This window comes from Alloyangia mangrovi (genome assembly GCF_002300555.2).
Lineage (GTDB): Bacteria > Pseudomonadota > Alphaproteobacteria > Rhodobacterales > Rhodobacteraceae > Salipiger > Salipiger mangrovi.
Map to the genome: position 1 here is coordinate 83,577 of NZ_NTHN02000009.1, position 20,744 is coordinate 104,320.

Genomic DNA, 20,744 nt, shown 5'->3' on the forward strand with positions numbered 1-20,744 from the left:
ACGGGGCTATTCACCCCAACCTGTCCGTCGCACGGGTTGCCCGTCAGCTCAGCGCCCTGATCCGGGCCTACGGCCAGCCCGGCTGCATTGTCAGTGATAATGGCACCGAGTTCACCAGCCGGGCGATCCTGGAATGCGCCGACGAAAACGAGGCGCCATCGCACTAAATCACTCTGGGCAAGCCCCTGCAGAATGCCTTCGACGTTCGATTGTGAATCCACCGAAGCCGAGTTCCAGAGGGTCCCCCTTCGGCCCGCCCGATCGCCGCCGTCCCGCGCCAACCCGCTGGCGCGCAGCGGCGACCCCAGGTCCGGCAGGCTCAGTTCTGCCGGACGCGCAGCGCCGCCAGCACCTCTTCGGTATGCTCGCCGAGCCGGGGCGCCGGCAGACGGGCCTCGCAGGGGGTGCGGCTCAGCTTCACCGGGAAGCCCAGCATCCGCACCATGCCGCGCTCGCCGCCATGCGGCACGTCGATCGCCATCTCCTGTGCCTGGATCTGCGGGTCGGCGAAGACTTCCTTCAGCGTCTGGATCTTGCCGGTCGGCACACCCGCCCGATTGAGGCGCAGGATCCAGTTCTCGCGCGTGTCATGCGCGAGCGCCGCGTCGAGGATGCCGTGCAGCTCCTCACGCAGAGCGAAGCGCTTGTCATTGCTGTCGAACCGAGGGTCCGACAGGAGGTCCGGCAGGCCGATTTCGGCCAACAGCCGCCCCAGCACCTGGTCGTTCGAGGCGGCGATGGCGATCTGGCCATCAGCCGCGTTGTAAAGCCCGTAGGGCGCCACCAGCGGGTGATCGTTGCCGGTGCGCTGCGGGTTCTCGCCGGTGACGAAATGCTCCGACGCAAGATAGGCCATCATGCTCAGCACGCCGTTGACCATCGAGGTCTCGACCGCCTGCCCCACGCCATCGCGGTTGCGCCCATGCAGCGCCGAGACGATGCCGAAGGCGGTATAGAGCCCGGCGACGAGATCGGTCACCGGCTGCGCCGCACGCAGTGGCGGCTCGCCTTCGGGACCGTTGACGCTCATGAAACCGCTCATCGCCTGCGCAATGAAATCGAAGGCCGGCCGGTCAGTGTAGGGGCCGGTCGAGCCGAAGCCGTTGACGCTTGCCACCACCAGCCGCGGGTTGATCTCGTCGAGCCGCTCGGGCGGGAAGCCCATGCGCGCCAGCACGCCGGGGCGGAAATTCTCGACCAGCACGTCGGCGGTTTCCAGAAGCTGCGCCAGCGCGTCGCGCCCCTCGTCCGAATAGAGGTCGAGCACCACCGACTTCTTGTTGCGGTTGAAGCCCGCGAAATACCACGAGAAGCCGTTCTTGTGGTGGCCCTGCCCGCGCACCGGATCGCCGCCGGGGCTCTCGATCTTGATCACCTCGGCCCCCATGTCGCCGAGCAACATGGAACAGAAAGGCCCCGAAAGGACGCGGGTCAGGTCGATGACGCGGATGCCGTCGAGCGGCGGCTTCAGGTCCGTGCCGCTCATGCGCGACTCCCGCTCGACGAGCGGACCTCGTCGCGGCGGTACTGGCGCAGGCGCGGACCGGCTTTCATCACCTGCCCCGGCAGCCTCTCGCCGAGCGCCGCCTCGGTGCGCCGCGCGACCTCGATCAGCGCGTCCAGATCGATACCGGTCTCCACGCCGCTTTCGTGGAGCATGTAGACCAGATCCTCCGTGCAGGCGTTGCCGGTCGCACCCGGAGCGAAGGGGCAGCCGCCAATGCCGGCGACGCTGGCCTCATAACGGGTGATGCCCTCCATCAGCCCGGCATAGGCGCAGGCCAGCCCGACGCCCCGCGTGTTGTGGAAGTGCAGCGCGACATCGGCCTGCGGCACCTCGGTGGCCAGCGCCCGACAGCGCTCCTGCACCAGACGTGGCGTCGCCATCCCGGTGGTGTCGCCGAGCGTGATCTTGGTGATGCCATTGTCCGCATATGCCTTGGCCACATGCAGGATGTCCGTCACCGGCACGTCGCCCTCGAAGGGGCAGCCGAAGGCGGTGGCAATGGCGCCATAGACGGCGACCCCGGCCTCCTGCCCCATCCTTGCGATCTCGGCGGCGGCGGCCAGAGAGACGTCACGCGCGCAGTTCACATTGGCCTGGTTGTGGCTCTCGGAGGCCGAGAGGAACACCACCATCGCGTCGACCCCCGCCTCGATCGCGCGGGCGGCGCCACGGGCATTGGGCACCAGCGCGGTCAGCTCGGCGCCGCGGCTGCGGTCGATGGCCGCCATTACCTCGGCGGCATCGGCCATATTGGGCACGGCGCGCGGTGCGACAAAGGAGGTGACCTCGAGCTGCGGCACCCCTGCCGCGATCAGCCCGTTGATCATCTCGATCTTCACGTCGGTGGACACCGGCACCGGCCAGGCCTGCAGCCCGTCACGGGGGCCCACGTCCACGATCCGCACTCTTTCGGGGAATCCCTCCAGTGTGACCTGCGACATAAGCCCTCCTCCAAAAGCTGTTGATGTGGTCTACCGTCGTGGTATACCACTCGCGCAGGGAGGGTCAATCCAGACCATGAACACGGACAGGGCGGCGGATAACGCGGCATTGCCGCAGGCGGAGCGCGCATTGCAGGACATCCGGACGGATATCCTGTCGATGGCCTTTGCGCCCGGCGAGCCCGTATCGGAGCGCGCCCTTCAGGACCGCTACGGCATGTCGCGAACCCCGATCCGCGCGGCGCTGGCGGCGCTGACCGCCGAGGGGCTGGTCGACCGCGATCCGCGCGGCGGCTATATCATCGCCCCCATCGACCTGCAGGAGATCCGCGACCTCTTCGAATTCCGCGAGGAACTGGAGGACACGGCCGTGCGCCTTGCCTGCCGCCGCGCCAGCCCCGAGGCGCTGGCGGCGCTGCGTGCCACGGTCGACCGCGGCCGCACAGATTTCCGCGTCGAGGACTGGCTCGCCTCGGGGCTCGACGTGCACGTCGAGCTGGCGGCGCTCTCGGGCAACCCATTCCTGCGCGACGCGGTGCGGGCCGCTGTGGGCCGGGCGCTGCGCCTGCGCTGGCTGCTGGCCAGCGACGCCGCGCAGCGCGAGGCGGCCTGGCAGGAACATACCGAAATCCTCGATCTCGTCGCCGCCGGCGACGCGGACGAGGCGGCCCGAAAGGTCCGGTTGCACACCCGTGCGGTGCGCGACCAGATCCTCGAGGCCGTGGAGGGCGCGCGCCGGTTTCTCGGCATGCGCGGTGTCGTCGACCACAAGAGGAATGACGGCGACACGCAATGACGCCCCGGGGAGGGAGACCCCGGGAACAGGGACCCATAGGGCCACAGGACGAAAGGGAGGAACCATGTCCTACATGCGCAAATTCATCACCGGGGCCATGCTCGCCGCCGGTCTGACCGGCGTCAGCGCCGTCACCGCCAGCGCGGCGGAATGCATCGCTCCGGCCGATCCCGGCGGCGGCTGGGACTTCACCTGCCGCACCGTCGGCCGCCTGCTCACCGAGCTGGGCCTCGAAGAGAGCTCGGTGCAGGTCACCAACATGCCCGGCGGTGTCGGCGCGGTGGCCTTCGCCAACGTCGCGGGCAAGCGCGCCTCCGAGGGTGACCTGCTGGTCGCGACCTCGACCGTGGGCGTGACGCAGATCGCGCAGGGCAAATACCCGGGCGGCGTCGACGTGATGCGCTGGGTCGGCATGCTGGGCACCGATGTCGGTGTCATCGTGGTGCCCGCCGACTCCGACTACGAGACGGTCGGCGATCTGCTCGACGCGCTCAAGGCCGACCCGACCTCGGTGCCGGTGGCGGGCTCCTCGGGTGCCGGCGGCTGGGATCACATCCGCCTTCTGATGCTGGCCGATGCCGCGGGCATGGAAGGCGACGACTACAAGGCGATCCGTTGGGTGCAGTTCGACGGCGGCAGCCCTGCCGTGACGCAGATGCTCGGCGGTCAGGTCGGCGCCGTGTCGACCGACCTCGGCGAAATCGCCGGCTTCGTGGAATCGGGCGACATCAAGATCCTCGCGGCGCTCTCGGACGAGCCGATCCCGGCCTTCCCCGACGCCCCCACCGCCAAGGATCAGGGCTTCGACGTGACCGGCTACAACTGGCGCGGCTTCTACACCGGCGGCGACGTTTCGGACGAGGATTACCGGGCCTGGGTCGACGAGCTGAAATCGCTCTTCGACACGCCGGAGTGGAAGGAAGCGGCCGAGGGCAATGGGCTGATCACCGTCTGGCGCGGCGGCGATGAGTTCGAGGCCTATGTCGCCGATCAGGCCAAGCAGATGGAAGAGATCTCGCGCAGCATCGGGGTCATCAAATGATCGACCGCATCGTCGGGGCCGTGGTCTTCATGATCTCGGCCTCGGCCTTCTGGGTCGCGCGCGGATATGAGGCGGGTTTCGGGGATCCCCTGGGCCCTGCCGTGTTTCCGCAGATGGTCGCCGGAGCGGCGGCCATCCTCAGCCTCGGGCTGATCCTGCGCCCCGATCCCGACCCGGCCGCCCAGTCCCGCCCCGCGATGACCCGCCAGATCGCCACGGTGGCGGTGCTGGCGGGCTACGTTCTGCTGCTCGAGCCGCTGGGCTTTCCGCTGTCGACCACGCTCGGGACCGGCTGCCTTGCGCTGCTGTTCGGCGCGCGCCCGCTGAAGGCCGGCATCACCGGGCTTGCGGTCGGCCTGTCGCTCTTCGTGATCTTCGACACCGTGCTGGGGCTGCCCCTGCCCTTCGCTCCCGCGCTCTTCGGCTAACGAGACCTCATGGATATCCTGACCTCCCTTATCGGCGGCTTTGCCGTCGCCATGACGCCGCTCAACCTCGCGCTCGCGGTCTTCGGCTGCTTTGCCGGCACGCTGATCGGCGCGCTGCCCGGGCTCGGCCCGGTGAACGGCGTGGCGATCCTGATCCCCGTGGCCTTTGCCATGAAACTCGAGCCGGGCTCGGCGCTCATCATGCTGTCCTGCATCTACTACGGCTGCATGTATGGCGGGCGAATCAGTTCGATCATGCTCAACATCCCCGGCGACGAGCCCGCGATCATGACGACGCTCGACGGCTATCCCATGGCCCGCAAGGGCCAGGCCGCCAAGGCGCTCGGCATCTCGGCGGTGGCCTCCTTCACCGGGGCGACCTTCGCCACGCTCGGGCTGACCTTCTTCGCGCCGCTGCTCGCCAAGGCGGCGATCCACTTCGGCCCGGCGGATTACTTCGCGCTCTACGTCATGGCCTTCGCCACCATTGGCGGGGTGACCGGGGTGAACCCGTTCAAGACGCTGCTCGCGGCGGTCCTCGGGTTGCTGCTGGCCAGCGTCGGGCTCGATCCCGCAACCGGCACGGCGCGCTTCACCTTCGGCTCCTACCACCTCTACGACGGGTTCGATCCGATCGTCGCCATCGTCGGCCTCTTCGCGGTGAGCGAGATCATCATGTACTTCGAGAGCCACGCCACCTCGGGCGCGGGACCTGCCAAGCTCGGCCGCGCCCTGCCCCGGCTGCGCGAGGTCTTCGAGGGCTTCCCCGCCGCCTTGCGCGGCTCGGTGATCGGCTTCATCTGCGGCGTGCTGCCCGGCGCGGGCGCCTCGCTCGGCGCCTTCGTCTCCTACAGCACGGAAAAGCAGATCAGCGACAAGAAGGGCACCTTCGGCACCGGCGACCCGCGAGGCATCGCGGCGCCGGAAGCGGGCAACAACGCCACCGTGGGCGGCGCGCTGATCCCGATGCTGACGCTCGGCGTGCCCGGCTCCGGCACCACGGCGGTGATGCTGGCGCTGCTGGTCTCGCTGAACATCCAGCCCGGACCGCTGCTCTTCGAGCGTCAGCCGGATATCGTCTGGGGCCTCATCGCGGCGCTCTACCTGGCGAACGTGGTGCTCTTGCTGCTCAACGTGCCGATGGTCGGGCTGTTCACCCGCCTGCTGTCGCTGCCCCAATGGCTGCTTATGCCCATCGTGGTCATGGTCAGCTTCATCGGCATCTACTCGATCAGCCATTCGACATTCGATCTCTTCGTGATGATCGGTTTCGGGCTGCTTGGCTATGCCCTGCGCAAGTTCGAGATCTCGCTGGTGCCGGTGGTGCTCGGTCTGCTGCTCGGCGCCGACATGGAGAACAACCTGCGCCGGGCGCTGTCGATCTCGGGCGGGGATTTCGGCATCCTGCTGCAGAGCCCTATCGCGCTGGTCATCTATGGCTTCACCGCGCTGATGCTGATGTTCTCCTTCGGCATCGCCATGCGCCGGCGGCCCGATCCGCTGTCGGACTGAAACGGGGAGCACCCGAGGCCCTCGTCGCGACGCTTGCGCATCCGCTTTGGGCCAGAGATTTCGGTCTCCTGCGTTGCGCCTGATCTCCGCGGTGCTGCTGGCAAGTCAGCCCTAAGAAGCTGACGCCGGGGCACCGCGGTACCAGACATCAACCGGCTGGCATCTGCTTTGGCCCGGCTGGCCGCATACGGCGATCCGCCACAAAAGCGGCGTCTCCATGGCAGAGATCCAACCCCGGCTGGACACCGCTGGAAATTGCAGGTGGTCCTTCGTGATTTCTTGATCAAACATCCCGCAGCGGCGGCAGCTTCCGGCATCACGTCGAGGTCCGATCAGGCTTGTCGGGCAGGTACGAGGGATAGCTCAGCTGACCTTGTCCGCGAGCAGCGCGTCAGTATCGCGGGCGGCGGGAAGGCTCGACTGGCTGCCCCTGCGGCTGCAAGGACGCGGTCGGGGTCAGGCCCCGGTCAAGTGCAGCGGCGAACACCCCCACGAAGCAGTCACGGGCGGCGGTTGTGTCCTGCATTTTGCAGGGCACTGCGGGAACACTCACCGTCTCACCCCGCCAGCAGCTCTCGGCCCCCGCCCCCCGAGCGTACGCAGGACACCGGTGTTCACCCTGTTGGCCAGCGCAACGGCGGTGGCGTCGCAGCTGGGCCATCCCGCCATGGCCTCTGCCTCGTCCTCGTTGACGACGATCAGATCGCCCGGCGACAGGACCTTGGCCTCGAGCCGATAGGCCGGAGCAAGGTTCAAGACGCTGACTGCCTTCGACCTATGGCACCGGCGGATCAGGCGGATGACCTGATCGGGCGCGCTCTCCATTTGCATGAGCACGACATCCGCGCGGCCCAGAAGCGTGACCCGCCGCCTGTGTTGCGGACACCAGCTTAGGGTGGCCTGGCCCGGACCTCGAGCGCCACCGGGCTCAAATAGCCCGGCTCGGGATGCCGACGCCTCGGACGATAGAAGCCTTCCATCTAATCAAGAACATCGGCCCGGGCGGCGTCACCCGACGCCTCGGGAACTGACTTCGCGCGGTCCGGATCGTGGTGGAAAGACCACGAAATTGAGAGGATCGCCACGACCAATCCAGAATGGGAACTTCTCCTGGCACAAAGAGCCCGTGATGTTTGGCGAAAGGAAGTGCCCGGTTCTGATCGCGGCACCGAGGATCGCGATCGCGGAGAGGAATAGACCGAGCTCGATTGGGATCGCGCGAAGGTCGGGGCATCCCGCGCATTGATAACACGGTCTTACGCGCCTGCGTGGTTGGCCGGTCGAGCCGGACAGCAAGAATGATGGGTCCTGGATGAGTGCCCGGAGCGCACAGGGCATCAGAACTCCTGAAGCCTTCCGAAGGGGTGGTGCTCTCACGAGAGAAAGAAAATCAGGCGCATGAACGTGCAGCCGTCTTGGTGTCTCGATGCAATCCTACCGCCGAAGATCCGCAAAGCGCCCGGCTGAAATTTCAGCCGGGCGCTGGCACGTGCGACAACTCAGTCACGGACGATATGCGTCATTCCGTCGGTGTGCCACCCATCGTCCCGGCTTCGCCATCGGTCATACCGGTCCCGCTGTTCATCTCGGTGCCGGTGGCCCCCATCGCGTCACCCGTCGCCGGGGGCGGGGTCTCCTTGTCCCGGTATTGGTATTCAGGCGCGGCATCTGCTTCCTCTCGCGTCATGGCGAGCTGAATCGCGTCGCCGTCGTACTGGATGTCCAACTGGCTGTAGTCGACCGCGATATCCTTTTGGCCGATGCCGAGGAAGCCCCCGACCCCCAAGATTACGGCAGTGATCTGCCCGTCCGCGGTGATGATGAAATCCTTGATGCTGCCGATGGTTTCCCCATCCGGTGAGGTCACTGACGTGCTGAGCAGCCAATCGCCAAGCATCTCGGCGCTGTCCTGTTGCGGCACGACAGCCTCAGAGGTCGGCGGCGGGGTTTCACCTTCGGCGCTTTCGGCAGCCAAGCCCTCGGCAGGTGCGGGCTCGCTCTCCATGTTGTCGGTCGCCATGTTGTCGGTTGTGGGCGCGTCCCCCGCCATCCCAGCGTCCGGAGTTTCGCCCTCTGTCTGTTCCGCGGGGGCCTGGTCCGTCGGCTGGATGGTCGCCTCCTGTGCCCAAACCGGGCCAGTCATGATGGGGAGCGCGATGGCCGTGATATAAAGATACTTTTTCATGGTCTTGGTCCTCCTGAAGAGCCAACGGGTTCAGGCAGGAGATGGTTCGGCTGGTTTCCTGGCCTTGGCTCTCGTGACCGCCAAAGGCGCGTTTTCCCGCCTACCCAGCCAGCACAGAAAAGCAATTCGGCGCTTTCCTCGACGTGCGCGCCAACGCAGAGGAACCGAGGGGGCCTTTGCAACGTTCGCTCCGATGGCGCGTGCGTTCGTGCCACGCCCGACACAGGGGTCGGGAGCCGCAGGGGTGCCGCATTTGCATTCGGCTGGTGTCCGCCTTGAGGACTGCGGCTTGGTGGAATTCACAGGCTTGCAACCAGGCTGAAGCACACTGCGACAACAGCCTGCCCGCCGCGCATCAAGCTCTGGGTCAGAACCGTGTGATGACAGTCGCCCCGACGGACCGGAACTCGTTCATGTTCATCAGCGCCTCAGGGGCATCGGCAAGGCTGATCTTCTCCCCCACAAGCCGCGCCGGGTCGAGCTTGCCGCTGGCGACCATGTCGAGCATCGCGCCATAGCGATGCGCCTGCATGCCGTGGGAACCGAGAAGTTCGATCTCTTGGCCGACGATCTTGGGCATGGGCACCGCGGGGGCCGCGTGCTCACCAAGCATCAGGCCCACCTGCACATGCTTGCCGCGCGGGCGCAGGCAAAGGATCGAATTGGTCATCGTCACCGGGTGCCCGAGCGCGTCGAGCGAGACATGCGCGCCGCCGCGGGTGATCTCGCGGATTGCCTCGGGCACATCCGCCTCGCCCCCGTTGATGACAGCCACGGCCCCAAGATCCTTGGCCAGTGCCAACTTGGCCGGGTCGAGATCGACACCGATGACATTCGCGCCCGCCGCGGCTGCGATCATCACCGCTGACAGGCCGACACCGCCGCAGCCATGCACGGCCACCCATTGCCCGGCGCTGACCTTGCCCTGGTCGATCACCGCGCGGAAGGAGGTGGCGAAACGACAGCCGAGGCTCGCCGCGGTGGCGAAATCCATGCTCTCGGGCAGCGCCACGAGGTTCAGGTCGGCCTGGTGAATGCCGACATATTCGGCGAAGGAGCCCCAGTGGGTGAAGCCCGGCTGCTCCTGGTGCAGGCACACCTGCTGCTGCCCCGCGTGGCATTCCGAGCAACTGCCGCAGCCGCAGATGAACGGCACGGTCACCTTGTCGCCCACCTTCCAGTTGACGACGTCCCTGCCCACGGCCTCGACCACGCCAGCAAGCTCGTGCCCCGGGACATGCGGCAGTTCGATGTCGCTGTCGTGGCCCATCCAGCCATGCCAGTCGCTGCGGCAGACCCCGGTGGCCCTGACCCTGAGCACGACGCCATGCGGCTCCGGCGAAGGGTCAGCCACGGTGACCAGTTTCGGGGCTTCCTGGAATTTCTCGAACAAGACGGCTTTCATCGCAGGATCTTTCGGCTGTTCACGTTCAGTCTTCGGGAGCACAGCGGCATCGGGGAAACCCTGCTTGCCGATCTTCGTGCCGCTCGCATGTCATGCAGCAGTTCCGCCGCGACGACCAGTGGTGGCGGGGCACCCGCCACCGCTCCGGCGGCGGGCGACCTAAGGATGTCGGGGCGCGATCGCCACGGCCGGGGCTCACTCCCCCCCAGGTGCGCTCCAGCGTCGCAATCCAGTTGCGGTGGGCGATCTTCGCCAGATCCTCTTCGCCGTAGCCTGCCGCGCGCAGAGCTCCCAGCAGACGCTGCACGCCCGCCACATCCCCCATCTGCCGCGACATGAAGGTGCCGTCGAAGTCCGAGCCGAGCGCGACATGGTCAATACCGACCCGTTCAACCAGATAGTCGATGTGGCGGATCATGACGTCAAAACCCATTTCGGGGTCGCGGATCCCCTCGGGGTGAAGGAAGCGCACGCCGAAGTTCAGCCCGATCAGGCCGCCGGTCTCGCGGATCGCATCCAGTTGTCTGTCTGTTGCATTGCGGCTGTGCGGGCAGAGCGCGAAAGCGTTCGAATGCGAGGCCACCAGCGGCGCATCCGAGATCCGCGCGACATCCCGGAACCCGGCATCGTTGAGGTGCGACAGGTCGACGAGGATCCGCAGCTCGTTGCAGAGCCGAACCAGGTCCTTCCCGGCCGCGGTCAGCCCGCCACCGATATCGGGCTCGCGCCCCATCACAAAGGGCACGCCGTGGGCAAAGAGGTTGGGGCGGCTCCAGACCGGGCCCATGGTGCGCAGGCCAGCGGCATGCAGCACGTGCAGCAGGTCGAGGTCTTCGGTCGCAGCCTCGATGCCCTCGATGTGGAACACGGCGGCAAAGCTGCCCGCTGTCATGGCCGCGCGGATATCGGCGGTGCTTCGGCAGAGCGTGACCGCCCCGTCCGACTGGCGCACGATGCGATGAAGCAGCGCCGCCTGAGCAATTGTCTGCTGTAGCGCCGAGGCCTGCGGCACGCGCGGCAGGTCGCCGTTCTCGTCAAGCGTCTGATCGTCGGTGCTCACCCAGACCGCACAGAGCCCGCCCGTAAAGCGCGCGGCCTGTGCCCGAGGCAGGTCGATCTGCATGCCCGGCGCGCCGGTCAGGAAGCGGGCCTCGGCCCCGTCCCGCGCCCGCAGCAATTTCGACAGGACATCGTTATGGCCGTCGAAGACGGGGATCATCTCGCTCACAGCTGCACCTCGTGGATTTCCTGGTGGGTCGCGACGAAGGCCCGGCCCTCGGGCGTGACCCAGCCGCGGAACATGCCGGCGGTGTTGAAGGGGGCGCTGACTTGACCAGAGGCGTCCAGCGCCACCAGCCCCGCACCGATGATCCCGGTGGTCTGCGACGAGCCCGATAGGTCCACGTGCACCACGTGCTCGGCCGCCGTGCGGACGTCTTCCTTCAGGTAGGCGATCCGCGCCGCGATCTCGTGCCCGACCACGTGCCGGATGAAGAACTCGCCCTTGCCGGTGCCCGACACGGCGCAAACCCCGTCGCGCGCGTAGGTGCCGGCGCCAATCACCGGGCTGTCGCCGACCCGGCCCGCGGGCTTGTTGGTGTAGCCGCCGGTCGAGGTGGCCGCAGCGAGGTGCCCTGCCCCATCCAGCGCCACCGCGCCGACGGTGCCGTGCTTCTCGTTCTCGGTCGCCTCGGTCCCGGCGGCGGCATGCGCCTTCATCGCCGCGAGGGCCTCGATCCGTTTCGGCGTGGTGAAATAGTCCTGCGGCTCGACCGCGAGACCCGCGTCCTCAGCGAAATTGTCAGCCGCAATTCCTGTCAGGAACACTGCCCGACCGTCTTGCATCAGCGCCCGCGCCGCGCGCACCGGGTTGCGGATGCCGCGCGCGGCACTGACCGCCCCCGCCTCCAGCGTGGCCCCATCCATGATCGAGGCATCAAGCTCGTGGATGCCGTCCTCGTTCAGCGCGGCGCCGTGTCCGGCGTTGAAATGCGGGCTGTCTTCCATGACGACGACGGCGGCTTCCACTGCGGCGACGGCGGAGCCGCCTCCGGCCAGTTCCGCCCAGCCCGCAGCAAGCGCGCGCGCCAGGTCCTGCCGGGCCACGGCCCAGTCTTCCGTGCTCATGCTGTCGAGGGGCAGCACGCCGCAGCCCCCGTGAATGGCCAGTGCAATTGTCGTCATTGTCGTCTTCCTGTTGTCGTTCGGAGCCGCTCCGGTTTCCTTGCCGGGGCGGCTCGGTCTTCAGCCTAGGCGTCAGCCAAAGGAGATATCACCGATCACCCGCACACGCACACGCCGCGCACCCCCGGGGAGGTAGGCAATGGGGATGTCCTCGACTTCCAGCACCTTCAGGCTCCCGGCATCGGCACCCGCGGCGACCGCGGCGGCGCGCGCCTCGGTCTCGGCCGCCGCCAGCGCCTGCTCGCGGCTCATGTCCGAGAACACCTGGTCGACCTCGCCCGAGACCTGCGCCATGGCCGCGCCGAGCGCGTTTGCGACGCCGGCATTCTCGACCCGCAGCACCTCGGAGGCGCCGGGCACCTCGTCGGGGATCAGGAAGGCACCGCCGCCGACCGCGATCAGCGGCACATCCTCGGCCGAGGTCTTCATCTGATCGAAGTTCTCGGCCACCATGGCCCGCATCCGGGCAAGCGTGTCGTGCACGAAGGTCGGATCGAGGTCGCGGACCAGCGAGGGGTCGCCCATCTCGATCATCCCGGCGGCCACCGCGATGTCCGATGTGGTCAGCGTCTGGCCTCCGAAAACCCGGGCTTCGTGCAGGATGCGGTAACCCACCGAACGCGGTCCGATGGCGCCGGTCTCGGGGTCGACCACCGTGCCGCCGCCAAGCGCGATGGGCAGCAGGTCGGGCATCCGGAACAAGGTCCGCACGCCGCCGATATGCACGATGTTGTTGGCCTCGCGCGGGAAGCCCCCGATCAGGCAGCCGATGTCCGAGGTCGTGCCGCCGACGTCGACCACCATCGCGTCGTCGAGCCCGGTCAGGAAGGCCGCCCCGCGCATCGAGTTGGTCGGGCCCGAGGCAAAGCTGAACACCGGGTTCGCCGCCGCCACATCGGCCAGCGCCACGGTGCCATCGTTCTGCGTCAGGAAGAACGGCGCATCGAGGCCGATCTCGGCGAGCGCCGTCTTGAACGCCTGCACCGTGGTCCTGCCGAGCGATTGCAGCGAGGCGTTCAGCAGCGCGACGTTCTCGCGTTCCAGCAGGCCGATACGGCCCAGGCTGTTCGACAGGGTGATCCGCGCCTCGGGGATGATCGAGCGCACGATCTCTGCGGCGCGGTCCTCGCATTCCGTGGTCAGCGGCGAGAAGGTCGCCGAGATCGCCACCGAGGTCACCCCGGCGTCGCGGATCTTCATCGCCGCCTCGCGGATCTCGTCCTCGCGCATCTGCACCAGCGGGCTGCCATCGTATTCGTGCCCGCCATGCACCATGAAGATCATCGGATCGACCGCGCGATACAGATCCTCGGGCCAGTCGCACATCGGCGGCAGCGACGCGCCGGTCGGCAGGGCGATGCGGATCGCCGCCACCCGTTCGAGCCGGGCACGTTCCACCACGGCGTTGGTGAAATGGGTCGTGCCGATCATCACCGCGTCGAGCGGACGCGGCGTGTCGCCGATATGCGCGGCCACATGCGCGAGCGCGGATTTCACCCCCGACATCACGTCTTGCGTGGTGGGAACCTTGATCGAGGCGGTGATCTTGTCGCCGTCGATCAGCACGGCATCCGTATTGGTGCCGCCGACGTCAATGCCAATACGCTTCATTTGAATACCGATTTGAAGTCAATGTCGTAGCCGAAGGCGCGCGGGCCGACCGCGGCCACGCCCGCGGGCGTCGTGAGGATCTCGGGCGCCGGAAGCGCCACCACGCTGACGCGCTGGCCGTAGCGCACGGACTCGGTGCCGATGGCGCTGCCCGAAACGCTGTCGAGAAGGCACAGCAGGTCCGGGGTCATGGCCACGGGCTCGCCATTGCGGAAGGCCACCGCCCATTCGTTCTGGAAGGCCAGTTCGAGCGTCGCGCCGCGATCCGCGTCGATGCCTTCGATCACCGTCTTGCCGCGCAGGAAGCCGCCGGTGGTGGTGCGGTCCACGTCGACGATCTTGCCGCGGAAGATCTGCTTGCCCTTGGCGTGGTCCAGCACGGCAGCCACCGGGTCGTCATGACGGGCGCGGGCCTCGAGCACCACGCGGCCCAGCTCGGTCGCCTGGGTGATCGTGTCGTGGATGCCCCAGTCCTTGACCTCCCGGCCCGTGCGGGGCGCCTTGCAGGTCGCCGCGGTCGAGCCCACGGCGGTGCAGACCGCGCGGGAGACCTTCTCCATCCATTTCCAGCTTTCGGCGCGGGTGACGATCACCTCGTTGTCGCGCACGTCCACCAGCGACAGCGGGAACATCGACAGCCCGCCGATCGCGAAGGAGGTCATCTGTGCCTCGGGATAGGCGCGGCCCATGCAGTCCGCGTTGACCACGGGACGGCCCAGCAACGCGGCGGCGAGGAAGGGCGAGAGCGCGTTGGCTCCGCCGATCTCCAGCGCCATGATCGCGCGGAACGGGCGGCCGAGGTAGTCTTCCATCAGCTCGACGGCGCGGGCCATGTGCCGCGGATCCTTCAGCCGTTCCTGGCCGACCAGCGGTGCGCCCATACCGGAGACCACCGCGACCATGTCGTCGTCCTCCAGCTCGTCCGGTTGCAGGATCTGGATCCGCGCGCCCTCGGCATAGAGACGGCGGAGGTTCAGGGTTGAAAGATAGGGGTTGCCGCCGCCGCCCGTACCCAGAATCCACGCGCCGGTCGCGAGGGCTTCGATATTCTCTTCCGGAAATTCCTGGAGCATCTGTCCACCTTGGGCCTTGCTTGTGCCGGCCCCGCGCGTCGCGGGACCGGTCGATATCATCGGGTGTCGCCGCCGATCAGTTCGACGGGCATTCCCAGGTGAAGTTCCAGAAGTTCAGGTCCCAGCTCTGCATGGGACGGAACTCGTAGCCCTGCAGGCAGGCGTTGGCCGCGTAGCGGCGCATCGGAGCAACGGCCCAGACGGCGGGCTGCAGGTCATAGATCGATTGCTGCAGTTCCTTGTAGGTCGCGTTGATCTCGGCCGGGTCGGTCTGCGCGCGCGACTGGTCGATCAGCGCGTCGATCTCCGGGTCCTGCAGCCATTCCATCGACCACCAGGTGCCCGAGGCCTTGGAGTGGTACTGGTTGAAGAACATCGAGTCCGGCGAGGGGTAGCTCGGGCTCACGTTCACCTGCGTCGAGGCCGGGGTGGTGTCGGGGTTGGACGCCAGCTCGACGATGCGGTTCCACGGCTCGGGACGGATGTCGAGCGTGATGCCGATCTGCGCGAGGTTGGCCTGCATCAGCAGCGCCACTTCCTGCTCGAAGGCCAGCGAGGCGACGTAGCTGTTCACCAGCGTGATGTCCTCGCCCGCGTATTTGGACAGCGCCAGCTCTTCCTTGGCCTTCTCCAGGTCATAGACACCGGTCGGAATCTCGGTGTTGAAGGCGGTCTCGAAGGTGTCCGAGAGCGGGCCGTGCATCGGAACGCCGGGGTAAATGATCTCCTGGATCGTCTCGTAGTCGGTCGCATAGGCGATGGCGCGGCGCACGTGCACGTCATCGGTCGGGTAGACCTTGGTGTTCAGCTTGATCTGGAAGCCGCCGGCGGTGCGGGTCTGCAGCAGCTTGTAGCCGGGCATGTTGCCGATGGATTCGAAGGTGTCGTTGCCGAGGCCGTGCGACGAGAGGCCCAGCTCGCCCTTTTCCGCCAGCGCGCGCACGGTGGCGTCGTCCGAGGTCTGAACGAAGCGCACCTCGTCGATCGGCGTGCCCTTGTCCCAGCCGAGGAAGTAGTCGGGGTTGCGCTCGATCACCATGTCCGCCGAGCGGTTGTAGCTGACCAGCGAATACGGGCCCGAACCGACCGAGTTGTCGCCGACGTAGGCTTCCCCAAGCGTGTCATCCGCCGTCGCGTTCGCCTCGACCAGCTTCTGGTTCAGCACCAGCAGGATCGGGGTCGAAGCGAGGAAGGGCGAAAACGGGCGGTTCAGCTTGATCTCGACCGTGGTTGCGTCGGGTGCGGTCACATTGGCCGGATCGATCAGGTCGACGAGCAGGTTCGACGGGCCCTTGTTGATCTTCAGCAGGCGCTGGATCGACCAGACCGCGTCGGAGGCGCTCAGCGCCGAGCCGTCCTGGAAGGTCACGTCGTCACGCAGGTGGAAGGTGTAGGTCAGGCCGTCCTCGGAGATGTCCCAGGATGTCGCCAGATGCGGCACGATCTCGCCCGAGGGTGCGACGGTGGTCAGACCGTCGTACATGTTCACCACCGCCATGTAGCCGGTATAGTCGGTGACCTTCGCCGGATCGAGCGAGCTGAAGATCTGCATGGTGTTGACCACGGTCGACACCTTTTCCTGCGCCATGGCGACCGGTGCGGCACCAAGGCCGAGCACAGCTGCGAGGGCGAGGGCCGACAGCCCGCGTTTCTTTGCCAGAATAGACACTTTTATACTCCTGTTGGGTTTTCTTCTTGGCCTCAGGCGGCCTGCCCCAGCGGGGCAAGCGGCGCGAAGGGGATCTCGGGATAGCCAAAGGCGGCGGGGCCGACGACGTCGAGCGCGCGCGCGGAGCGCAGCAGGTCGTGGCAAGGCACGGCGAGCACCGCGATGCGCTGGCCGTAGCGCAGCATCTCGGTGGTGATCGGATAGCCGGTGTCCACGTCGAGGACGATGATCAGGTCCGGCACGGTCACCTCGACCTCGCCCTCGCGGCGGAAGATCAGGAACTCGTTCTGGATCGCGATGCTGGCGGTCTGACCCTGGAAGCCGTCGAAGCCGCCGAGCTCCAGATCACCCACGGCAAAGCCGCCGCGCAGGTGGCGCTTCAGGTCGGTGATCTTGCCAGTGAAGACATGCCGCCCACCTTCCAGCGCGCAGACGGTCGCGACCGGATCGTCGCCGTTGCGGCGCGCGTCCAGCACCGCGCGGCCAAGGCGGATCGCCTTCGTGTAGCTTTGCGGTATGGCGTTCTGCCGCACGAAGCTCGCCGGCATCGGCGCGGTGGCCAGCATCGCCGCCCCGCCCTGCGCCACCACGCAGGCCCGCGCCATGCGTTCGTGGAACACCTCGGTCACCGCGTGCTGGAACACCACCCGGTTGCCGTGCAGGTCGCACATCACCGAGGGAGTCGAGCTGTGGCCGTAGATCGAGAAGGTGGTCATCTGCATCTCGGGGAAGGCGCGGCCCATGCCGTCGCAGTCCAGGACCGGCAGGCCGCCGAGCGCTGCCGTGACCAGCGGGTTCATCGAGTTGGCGCCGCCGATCTCCTCGCAGACGATGGCGTCCATCTTGCGGCCGGTCAGCTCTTCCATGCCCTGCAGGCAGCGCAGGCCCTCGCGGCCCTCGCGGATCCGCTCGGTGCCCACCACCGGTGCGCCGATGCCGCCGATGGACATGCACAGCGCGTCATCGGCGATCTTGTCGGTCGAAAGGATGGTCATCTTGTGACCCGCCTTCATCGCCTCGCGGGTCAGCAGCTTGCCCTGATAGGGGTTGCCGCCGCCACCGGTGCCGAGGATCCCGGCGCCGACTTCCAGCGCCTCGAGATCGTCGAGTGTCAGCTCCCACAGGTCGGCGGGATCGTAGGTCAGCTCACGGGTATCAGGCATTTTCGACTTCCATTTCTGCGAGGGCCCCCATTTCCCCCACGACCTTCACGTGGATGCGGGTGGCATTGCCGGGCAGGTAGGCGAGCGGCATGTCCTCGCGCTCGATCACCTCGATGGTCTCGGCGACGGCCCCGGCGGCGATGGCCTGGGCCCGGGCTTCCGCCTCGGCCTCGGCCAGCGCGCTGTCGCGGGTGACGCCATCGGTCAGGCTGAAGATCCGGTCGGTCTCGCCCGAGATCTGCGCGATCGCCGCGCCCACCGCGTTGGCCACGGCGAAGTTCTCGGGGCGGATCACCTGCAGATCGCCGATCTGGTCGGGCATCAGCACCGAGCCGCCGCCGACCGCGATCACCGGCACCGGCTCGGCCGAGATGCGCGCCCGCTCGACACAGGTCTCGAACATCTCGGTCATGCGGGCTGCCGCTGCGGTGACCAACTCGGGATCGAGGTTTGCCAGCAGCGCGGCATCGCCGATCTCGGCCTTGCCGGTGGCCACGGCGATGTCGGTCGCGGTCAGGGTCTGACCTCCGAAGACCAGCGCCTCCTGGCGGACACGGTAGCCGACGGACTGCGGACCGATCACCACGCTCTCGGGGGTGCCCTTCACCAGCGAGCCGCCACCGAGGCCGATCGAGAAGACGTCGGGCATGCGGAAGTTCGTCCGGACCCCGCCGATGTCCACCGAGGTGGAGGCCTGCCGCGGGAAGCCGTGCGACAGCGCGCCGACGTCCGAGGTGGTGCCGCCCACGTCGACCACGATCGCCTCCTTGAGGCCGGTCAGGAAGGCCGCGCCGCGCATCGAGTTGGTGGGGCCCGAGGCAAAGGTCAGCACCGGGAAGGCGCGGACCGTATCGGCGGCCATCAACGTGCCATCGTTCTGGGTGATGAAGAAGGGCGCCTTCACGCCGGCCTGCTCCAGCGCGTGACCGAAGGCCCGCACCGTCTTGTCGGCGAGCCGCAGCAGCGAGGCGTTCATGATCGCGGCGCTTTCCCGCGCCAGCAGCCCGTGACGCCCAATGTCGCGCGACAGCACGACGCTGAGGCCGGGGCATTCCTCGATGAGGATCTCGCGGGCGCGCAGCTCCATCGCGTCGTTCACACCGGAGAAGACGCCGGTGACCGAGGCCGCCCGGATGCCTTTCTCACGAATTTCACCCGCGATCCGGCGGATCTCCCCCTCGTCCAGCGGCGACAGGATGCGGCCGTCGAACTCGTAGCCGCCCTTCACCTGGTAGCCGTGGTCGCCGACCATCTCGCGGATGTCCTCGGGCCAGTCGACCATCGGCGGCAGGCCCGCGCCCGAGGGCAGGCCGAGGCGGATGGCGGCCACCGGGTCGAGGTGCCGGCGCTCGATCACCGCATTGGTGAAATGGGTGGTGCCGATCATCACCGCGCCGATACGGGCGCGGTCGATCCCCGAGGCGTCGATCACCTGTTCCAGCGCCTCGAACACGCCCGAGGTCACGTCCTCGGTGGTCGAAGCCTTGATCCCGGCGAGGACCTCACTGCCCTTCAGCACGACGGCATCGGTATTCGTGCCGCCTACGTCAATTCCTACGCGATACACCAAAGGCTCCTTCATCAATCAGTGGTTTTGACCAGGAAGGCTGCACGCTCTTCCGGGCTGACCGCGGGCTTGTGGCGTTCCTCGTCGTCGGTAACGACCGGGATCGCCGCGATCAGCGCGCGGGTATAGGGGTGTTTCGGATCGGCGAAGATCTCGGGCGTGGCACCTTCCTCGACGATTTCGCCGCGCAGCATGATCGCCAGACGCGAGCAGAAATTGCGCATCAGCGACAAGTCGTGCGAGATCATGAAGTAGGTCAGCCCGAGCTCCTCGCGCAGTTGCAGCAGCAGCTCGATCACCGTCTTCTGCACCGACACGTCGAGCGCCGCCGTCGGCTCGTCAAGGATCAGCACCTTGGGATCGGCAGCCAGCGCACGCGCGATGGCAACGCGCTGTTTCTGCCCGCCCGACAGCTCGTGCGGATACTTGGCCAGGTAGGACACCGGCAGGCGCACCAGCTCCATCAGCTCGGCCATGCGCGCGTCGCGCGCCCCGCCTGTCAGCCCGGCGTATTTCAGCGGCAGACCCAGGCTCTGCTTCACCGTCCGCTTGGGGTTCAGCGAGGTGCCGGGGTTCTGGTAGACAATCTGCGCCAGCGGGCGACCGGGGTTCGGCGTACCGTCCACCGAAACGCTGCCGGAGGTGGGGCGCGACAGCCCCATCATCATCCGCGCCACGGTGGTCTTGCCCGAGCCCGACTCGCCCGCGAGACCGAAAATCTCGCCCTCGCGCAGGGCGATCGACACATCCTTCACCGCGGTAAAGCGCTTGCCGTGGCGGCCGAATTCCTTGCCGAGCCCGGTTGCGCTGACGATGGGCGCCTGCGCGCTGATCTGCTGGGTCTGCACCCGCGGCCCATAGAGCGGCGGCACCGCGTCCAGCAGGCCGATGGTGTACTCATGTTCGGGGGACGCGAGGATCTTCGCGCAGGGGCCGGCTTCGACGATATCGCCGTGCCGCATCACCACCACGCGGTCCGCGACCTTGCGCACCACCCCGAGGTTGTGGGTGATCATCAGCAGCGCCATGCCCTCTTCGGCCACCAGCGTGTTGATCAGGTTGAGGATCTCGTCCTGCGTGGTCACGTCGAGCGCGGTGCCCGGCTCGTCGGCGATCAGCAGCTTCGGCTGGTGCAGCAGCGCGAGGCCGATGAGCACACGCTGGCGCATGCCGCCCGACAGTTCCGACGGGTAGGCATTCATCACCCGGTCCGGGTCGGCCAGCTGCACGCGGCGCAGTACGGCGGCGATACGGGCGCGCCGCTCCGCGCGGCTCGATTTGACCCCCTCGCGACGGTCGGCGAAGCGCAGCACGTCGTCGAGATGGGTGCCGATCTTGAAGACCGGATTGAACGACGACAGCGGGTCCTGCATGATCAGCGAGAAGGCCGACCCCTTGAGGGCATCGCGCTCGCCGCGGGGCAGTTCCAGCACGTTGCGCCCCGCGACCTCGATGCGCCCGGCGCTGACCGTGGCATTGCGCGGCAGCGTGCCGAGGATCGCCTTGGCGGTGACGGATTTGCCCGAGCCGGTCTCGCCGATCAGCGCCACGCGCTCGCCCGCACCGACGGTGAAGGAGATGTCGCGCAGAACCTGACGGGTCTGGCCGTAGGAGGTGAAGAGGACGTCGAGTCCCTCGACTTTCAGAAGTGCGTCGCTCAT

The 20,744-nt window shown here is 67.5% G+C and carries 17 protein-coding genes and 1 pseudogene; 5 read left to right on the forward strand and 13 right to left on the reverse strand.

Annotated elements, in window-relative coordinates; translation table 11 throughout:
- Window positions 1-17 precede the first annotated feature (17 nt).
- Window positions 18-164: pseudogene (locus CLG85_RS07185) on the forward strand (IS3 family transposase); the annotation flags it as partial.
- 155 nt (window positions 165-319) lie between these two features.
- On the opposite strand, the gene CLG85_RS07190 reads toward CLG85_RS07185, so the two are convergent.
- Window positions 320-1,486 (reverse strand): CaiB/BaiF CoA transferase family protein, encoded by a 1,167-nt coding sequence (locus CLG85_RS07190; protein WP_095882250.1) that lies wholly within the window; start codon window positions 1,484-1,486, stop codon window positions 320-322.
- The gene (locus CLG85_RS07195; RefSeq protein WP_095882251.1) at window positions 1,483-2,448 is read right to left on the reverse strand and encodes a hydroxymethylglutaryl-CoA lyase; all 966 of its coding nucleotides are present in this window, start codon (window positions 2,446-2,448) and stop codon (window positions 1,483-1,485) included. The genes CLG85_RS07190 and CLG85_RS07195 overlap by 4 nt, the downstream gene beginning before the upstream one ends.
- A gap of 76 nt (window positions 2,449-2,524) precedes the next feature.
- Here CLG85_RS07195 and CLG85_RS07200 point away from each other — a divergent pair, with 76 nt between their 5' ends.
- The 4 genes from CLG85_RS07200 (at window position 2,525) to CLG85_RS07215 (ending at window position 6,226) form a co-directional block, all read left to right on the forward strand.
- Window positions 2,525-3,244 carry a GntR family transcriptional regulator gene (locus CLG85_RS07200; protein ID WP_260348638.1) on the forward strand — a complete coding sequence of 240 codons (720 nt, stop codon included), beginning with the start codon at window positions 2,525-2,527 and terminating at the stop codon, window positions 3,242-3,244.
- 64 nt (window positions 3,245-3,308) lie between these two features.
- Window positions 3,309-4,286: a Bug family tripartite tricarboxylate transporter substrate binding protein gene (locus CLG85_RS07205; protein WP_260348640.1), complete on the forward strand. Its 978-nt coding sequence runs from the start codon at window positions 3,309-3,311 to the stop codon at window positions 4,284-4,286.
- Window positions 4,283-4,714 carry a tripartite tricarboxylate transporter TctB family protein gene (locus CLG85_RS07210; protein ID WP_095882869.1) on the forward strand — a complete coding sequence of 144 codons (432 nt, stop codon included), beginning with the start codon at window positions 4,283-4,285 and terminating at the stop codon, window positions 4,712-4,714. Before CLG85_RS07205 ends, CLG85_RS07210 begins: the two co-directional genes overlap by 4 nt.
- Before the next feature lie 9 nt (window positions 4,715-4,723).
- Complete coding sequence (locus CLG85_RS07215; protein ID WP_260348642.1) at window positions 4,724-6,226, forward strand: tripartite tricarboxylate transporter permease; 1,503 nt, start codon at window positions 4,724-4,726, stop codon at window positions 6,224-6,226.
- A 549-nt stretch (window positions 6,227-6,775) separates the two neighbouring features.
- On the opposite strand, the gene CLG85_RS07220 is transcribed toward CLG85_RS07215, so the two are convergent.
- From CLG85_RS07220 to CLG85_RS07270, 11 genes are all read right to left on the reverse strand, one after another.
- A complete protein-coding gene (locus tag CLG85_RS07220; protein ID WP_095882867.1) occupies window positions 6,776-7,057 on the reverse strand; it encodes a hypothetical protein in 282 nt (93 codons plus the stop codon).
- A gap of 688 nt (window positions 7,058-7,745) precedes the next feature.
- Entirely contained in the window at window positions 7,746-8,411 is a 666-nt protein-coding gene (locus CLG85_RS07225) for a PRC-barrel domain-containing protein (protein WP_095882866.1), read from the reverse strand.
- Between the two features lie 367 nt (window positions 8,412-8,778).
- Window positions 8,779-9,816: a zinc-dependent alcohol dehydrogenase family protein gene (locus tag CLG85_RS07230; RefSeq protein WP_095882865.1), complete on the reverse strand. Its 1,038-nt coding sequence runs from the start codon at window positions 9,814-9,816 to the stop codon at window positions 8,779-8,781.
- A gap of 25 nt (window positions 9,817-9,841) precedes the next feature.
- Window positions 9,842-11,035 carry a dipeptidase gene (locus CLG85_RS07235; protein WP_311734968.1) on the reverse strand — a complete coding sequence of 398 codons (1,194 nt, stop codon included), beginning with the start codon at window positions 11,033-11,035 and terminating at the stop codon, window positions 9,842-9,844.
- Between the two features lie 5 nt (window positions 11,036-11,040).
- On the reverse strand, window positions 11,041-12,000 hold the full coding sequence (locus CLG85_RS07240) for an isoaspartyl peptidase/L-asparaginase family protein (RefSeq protein ID WP_260348643.1): 960 nt from the start codon (window positions 11,998-12,000) through the stop codon (window positions 11,041-11,043).
- A 72-nt stretch (window positions 12,001-12,072) separates the two neighbouring features.
- A complete protein-coding gene (locus tag CLG85_RS07245) occupies window positions 12,073-13,611 on the reverse strand; it encodes a hydantoinase/oxoprolinase N-terminal domain-containing protein (RefSeq protein ID WP_095882864.1) in 1,539 nt (512 codons plus the stop codon).
- Entirely contained in the window at window positions 13,608-14,684 is a 1,077-nt protein-coding gene (locus tag CLG85_RS07250) for an S-methyl thiohydantoin desulfurase family protein (RefSeq protein ID WP_095882863.1), read from the reverse strand. The genes CLG85_RS07245 and CLG85_RS07250 overlap by 4 nt, the downstream gene beginning before the upstream one ends.
- A 76-nt stretch (window positions 14,685-14,760) precedes the next feature.
- Complete coding sequence (locus CLG85_RS07255) at window positions 14,761-16,353, reverse strand: ABC transporter substrate-binding protein (protein WP_217989771.1); 1,593 nt, start codon at window positions 16,351-16,353, stop codon at window positions 14,761-14,763.
- 32 nt (window positions 16,354-16,385) lie between these two features.
- Complete coding sequence (locus tag CLG85_RS07260; RefSeq protein WP_095882862.1) at window positions 16,386-17,516, reverse strand: S-methyl thiohydantoin desulfurase family protein; 1,131 nt, start codon at window positions 17,514-17,516, stop codon at window positions 16,386-16,388.
- Window positions 17,509-19,083 (reverse strand): hydantoinase/oxoprolinase N-terminal domain-containing protein, encoded by a 1,575-nt coding sequence (locus CLG85_RS07265; RefSeq protein ID WP_095882861.1) that lies wholly within the window; start codon window positions 19,081-19,083, stop codon window positions 17,509-17,511. Before CLG85_RS07265 ends, CLG85_RS07260 begins: the two co-directional genes overlap by 8 nt.
- A 14-nt stretch (window positions 19,084-19,097) precedes the next feature.
- Window positions 19,098-20,744 carry an ATP-binding cassette domain-containing protein gene (locus tag CLG85_RS07270; protein WP_095882860.1) on the reverse strand — a complete coding sequence of 549 codons (1,647 nt, stop codon included), beginning with the start codon at window positions 20,742-20,744 and terminating at the stop codon, window positions 19,098-19,100.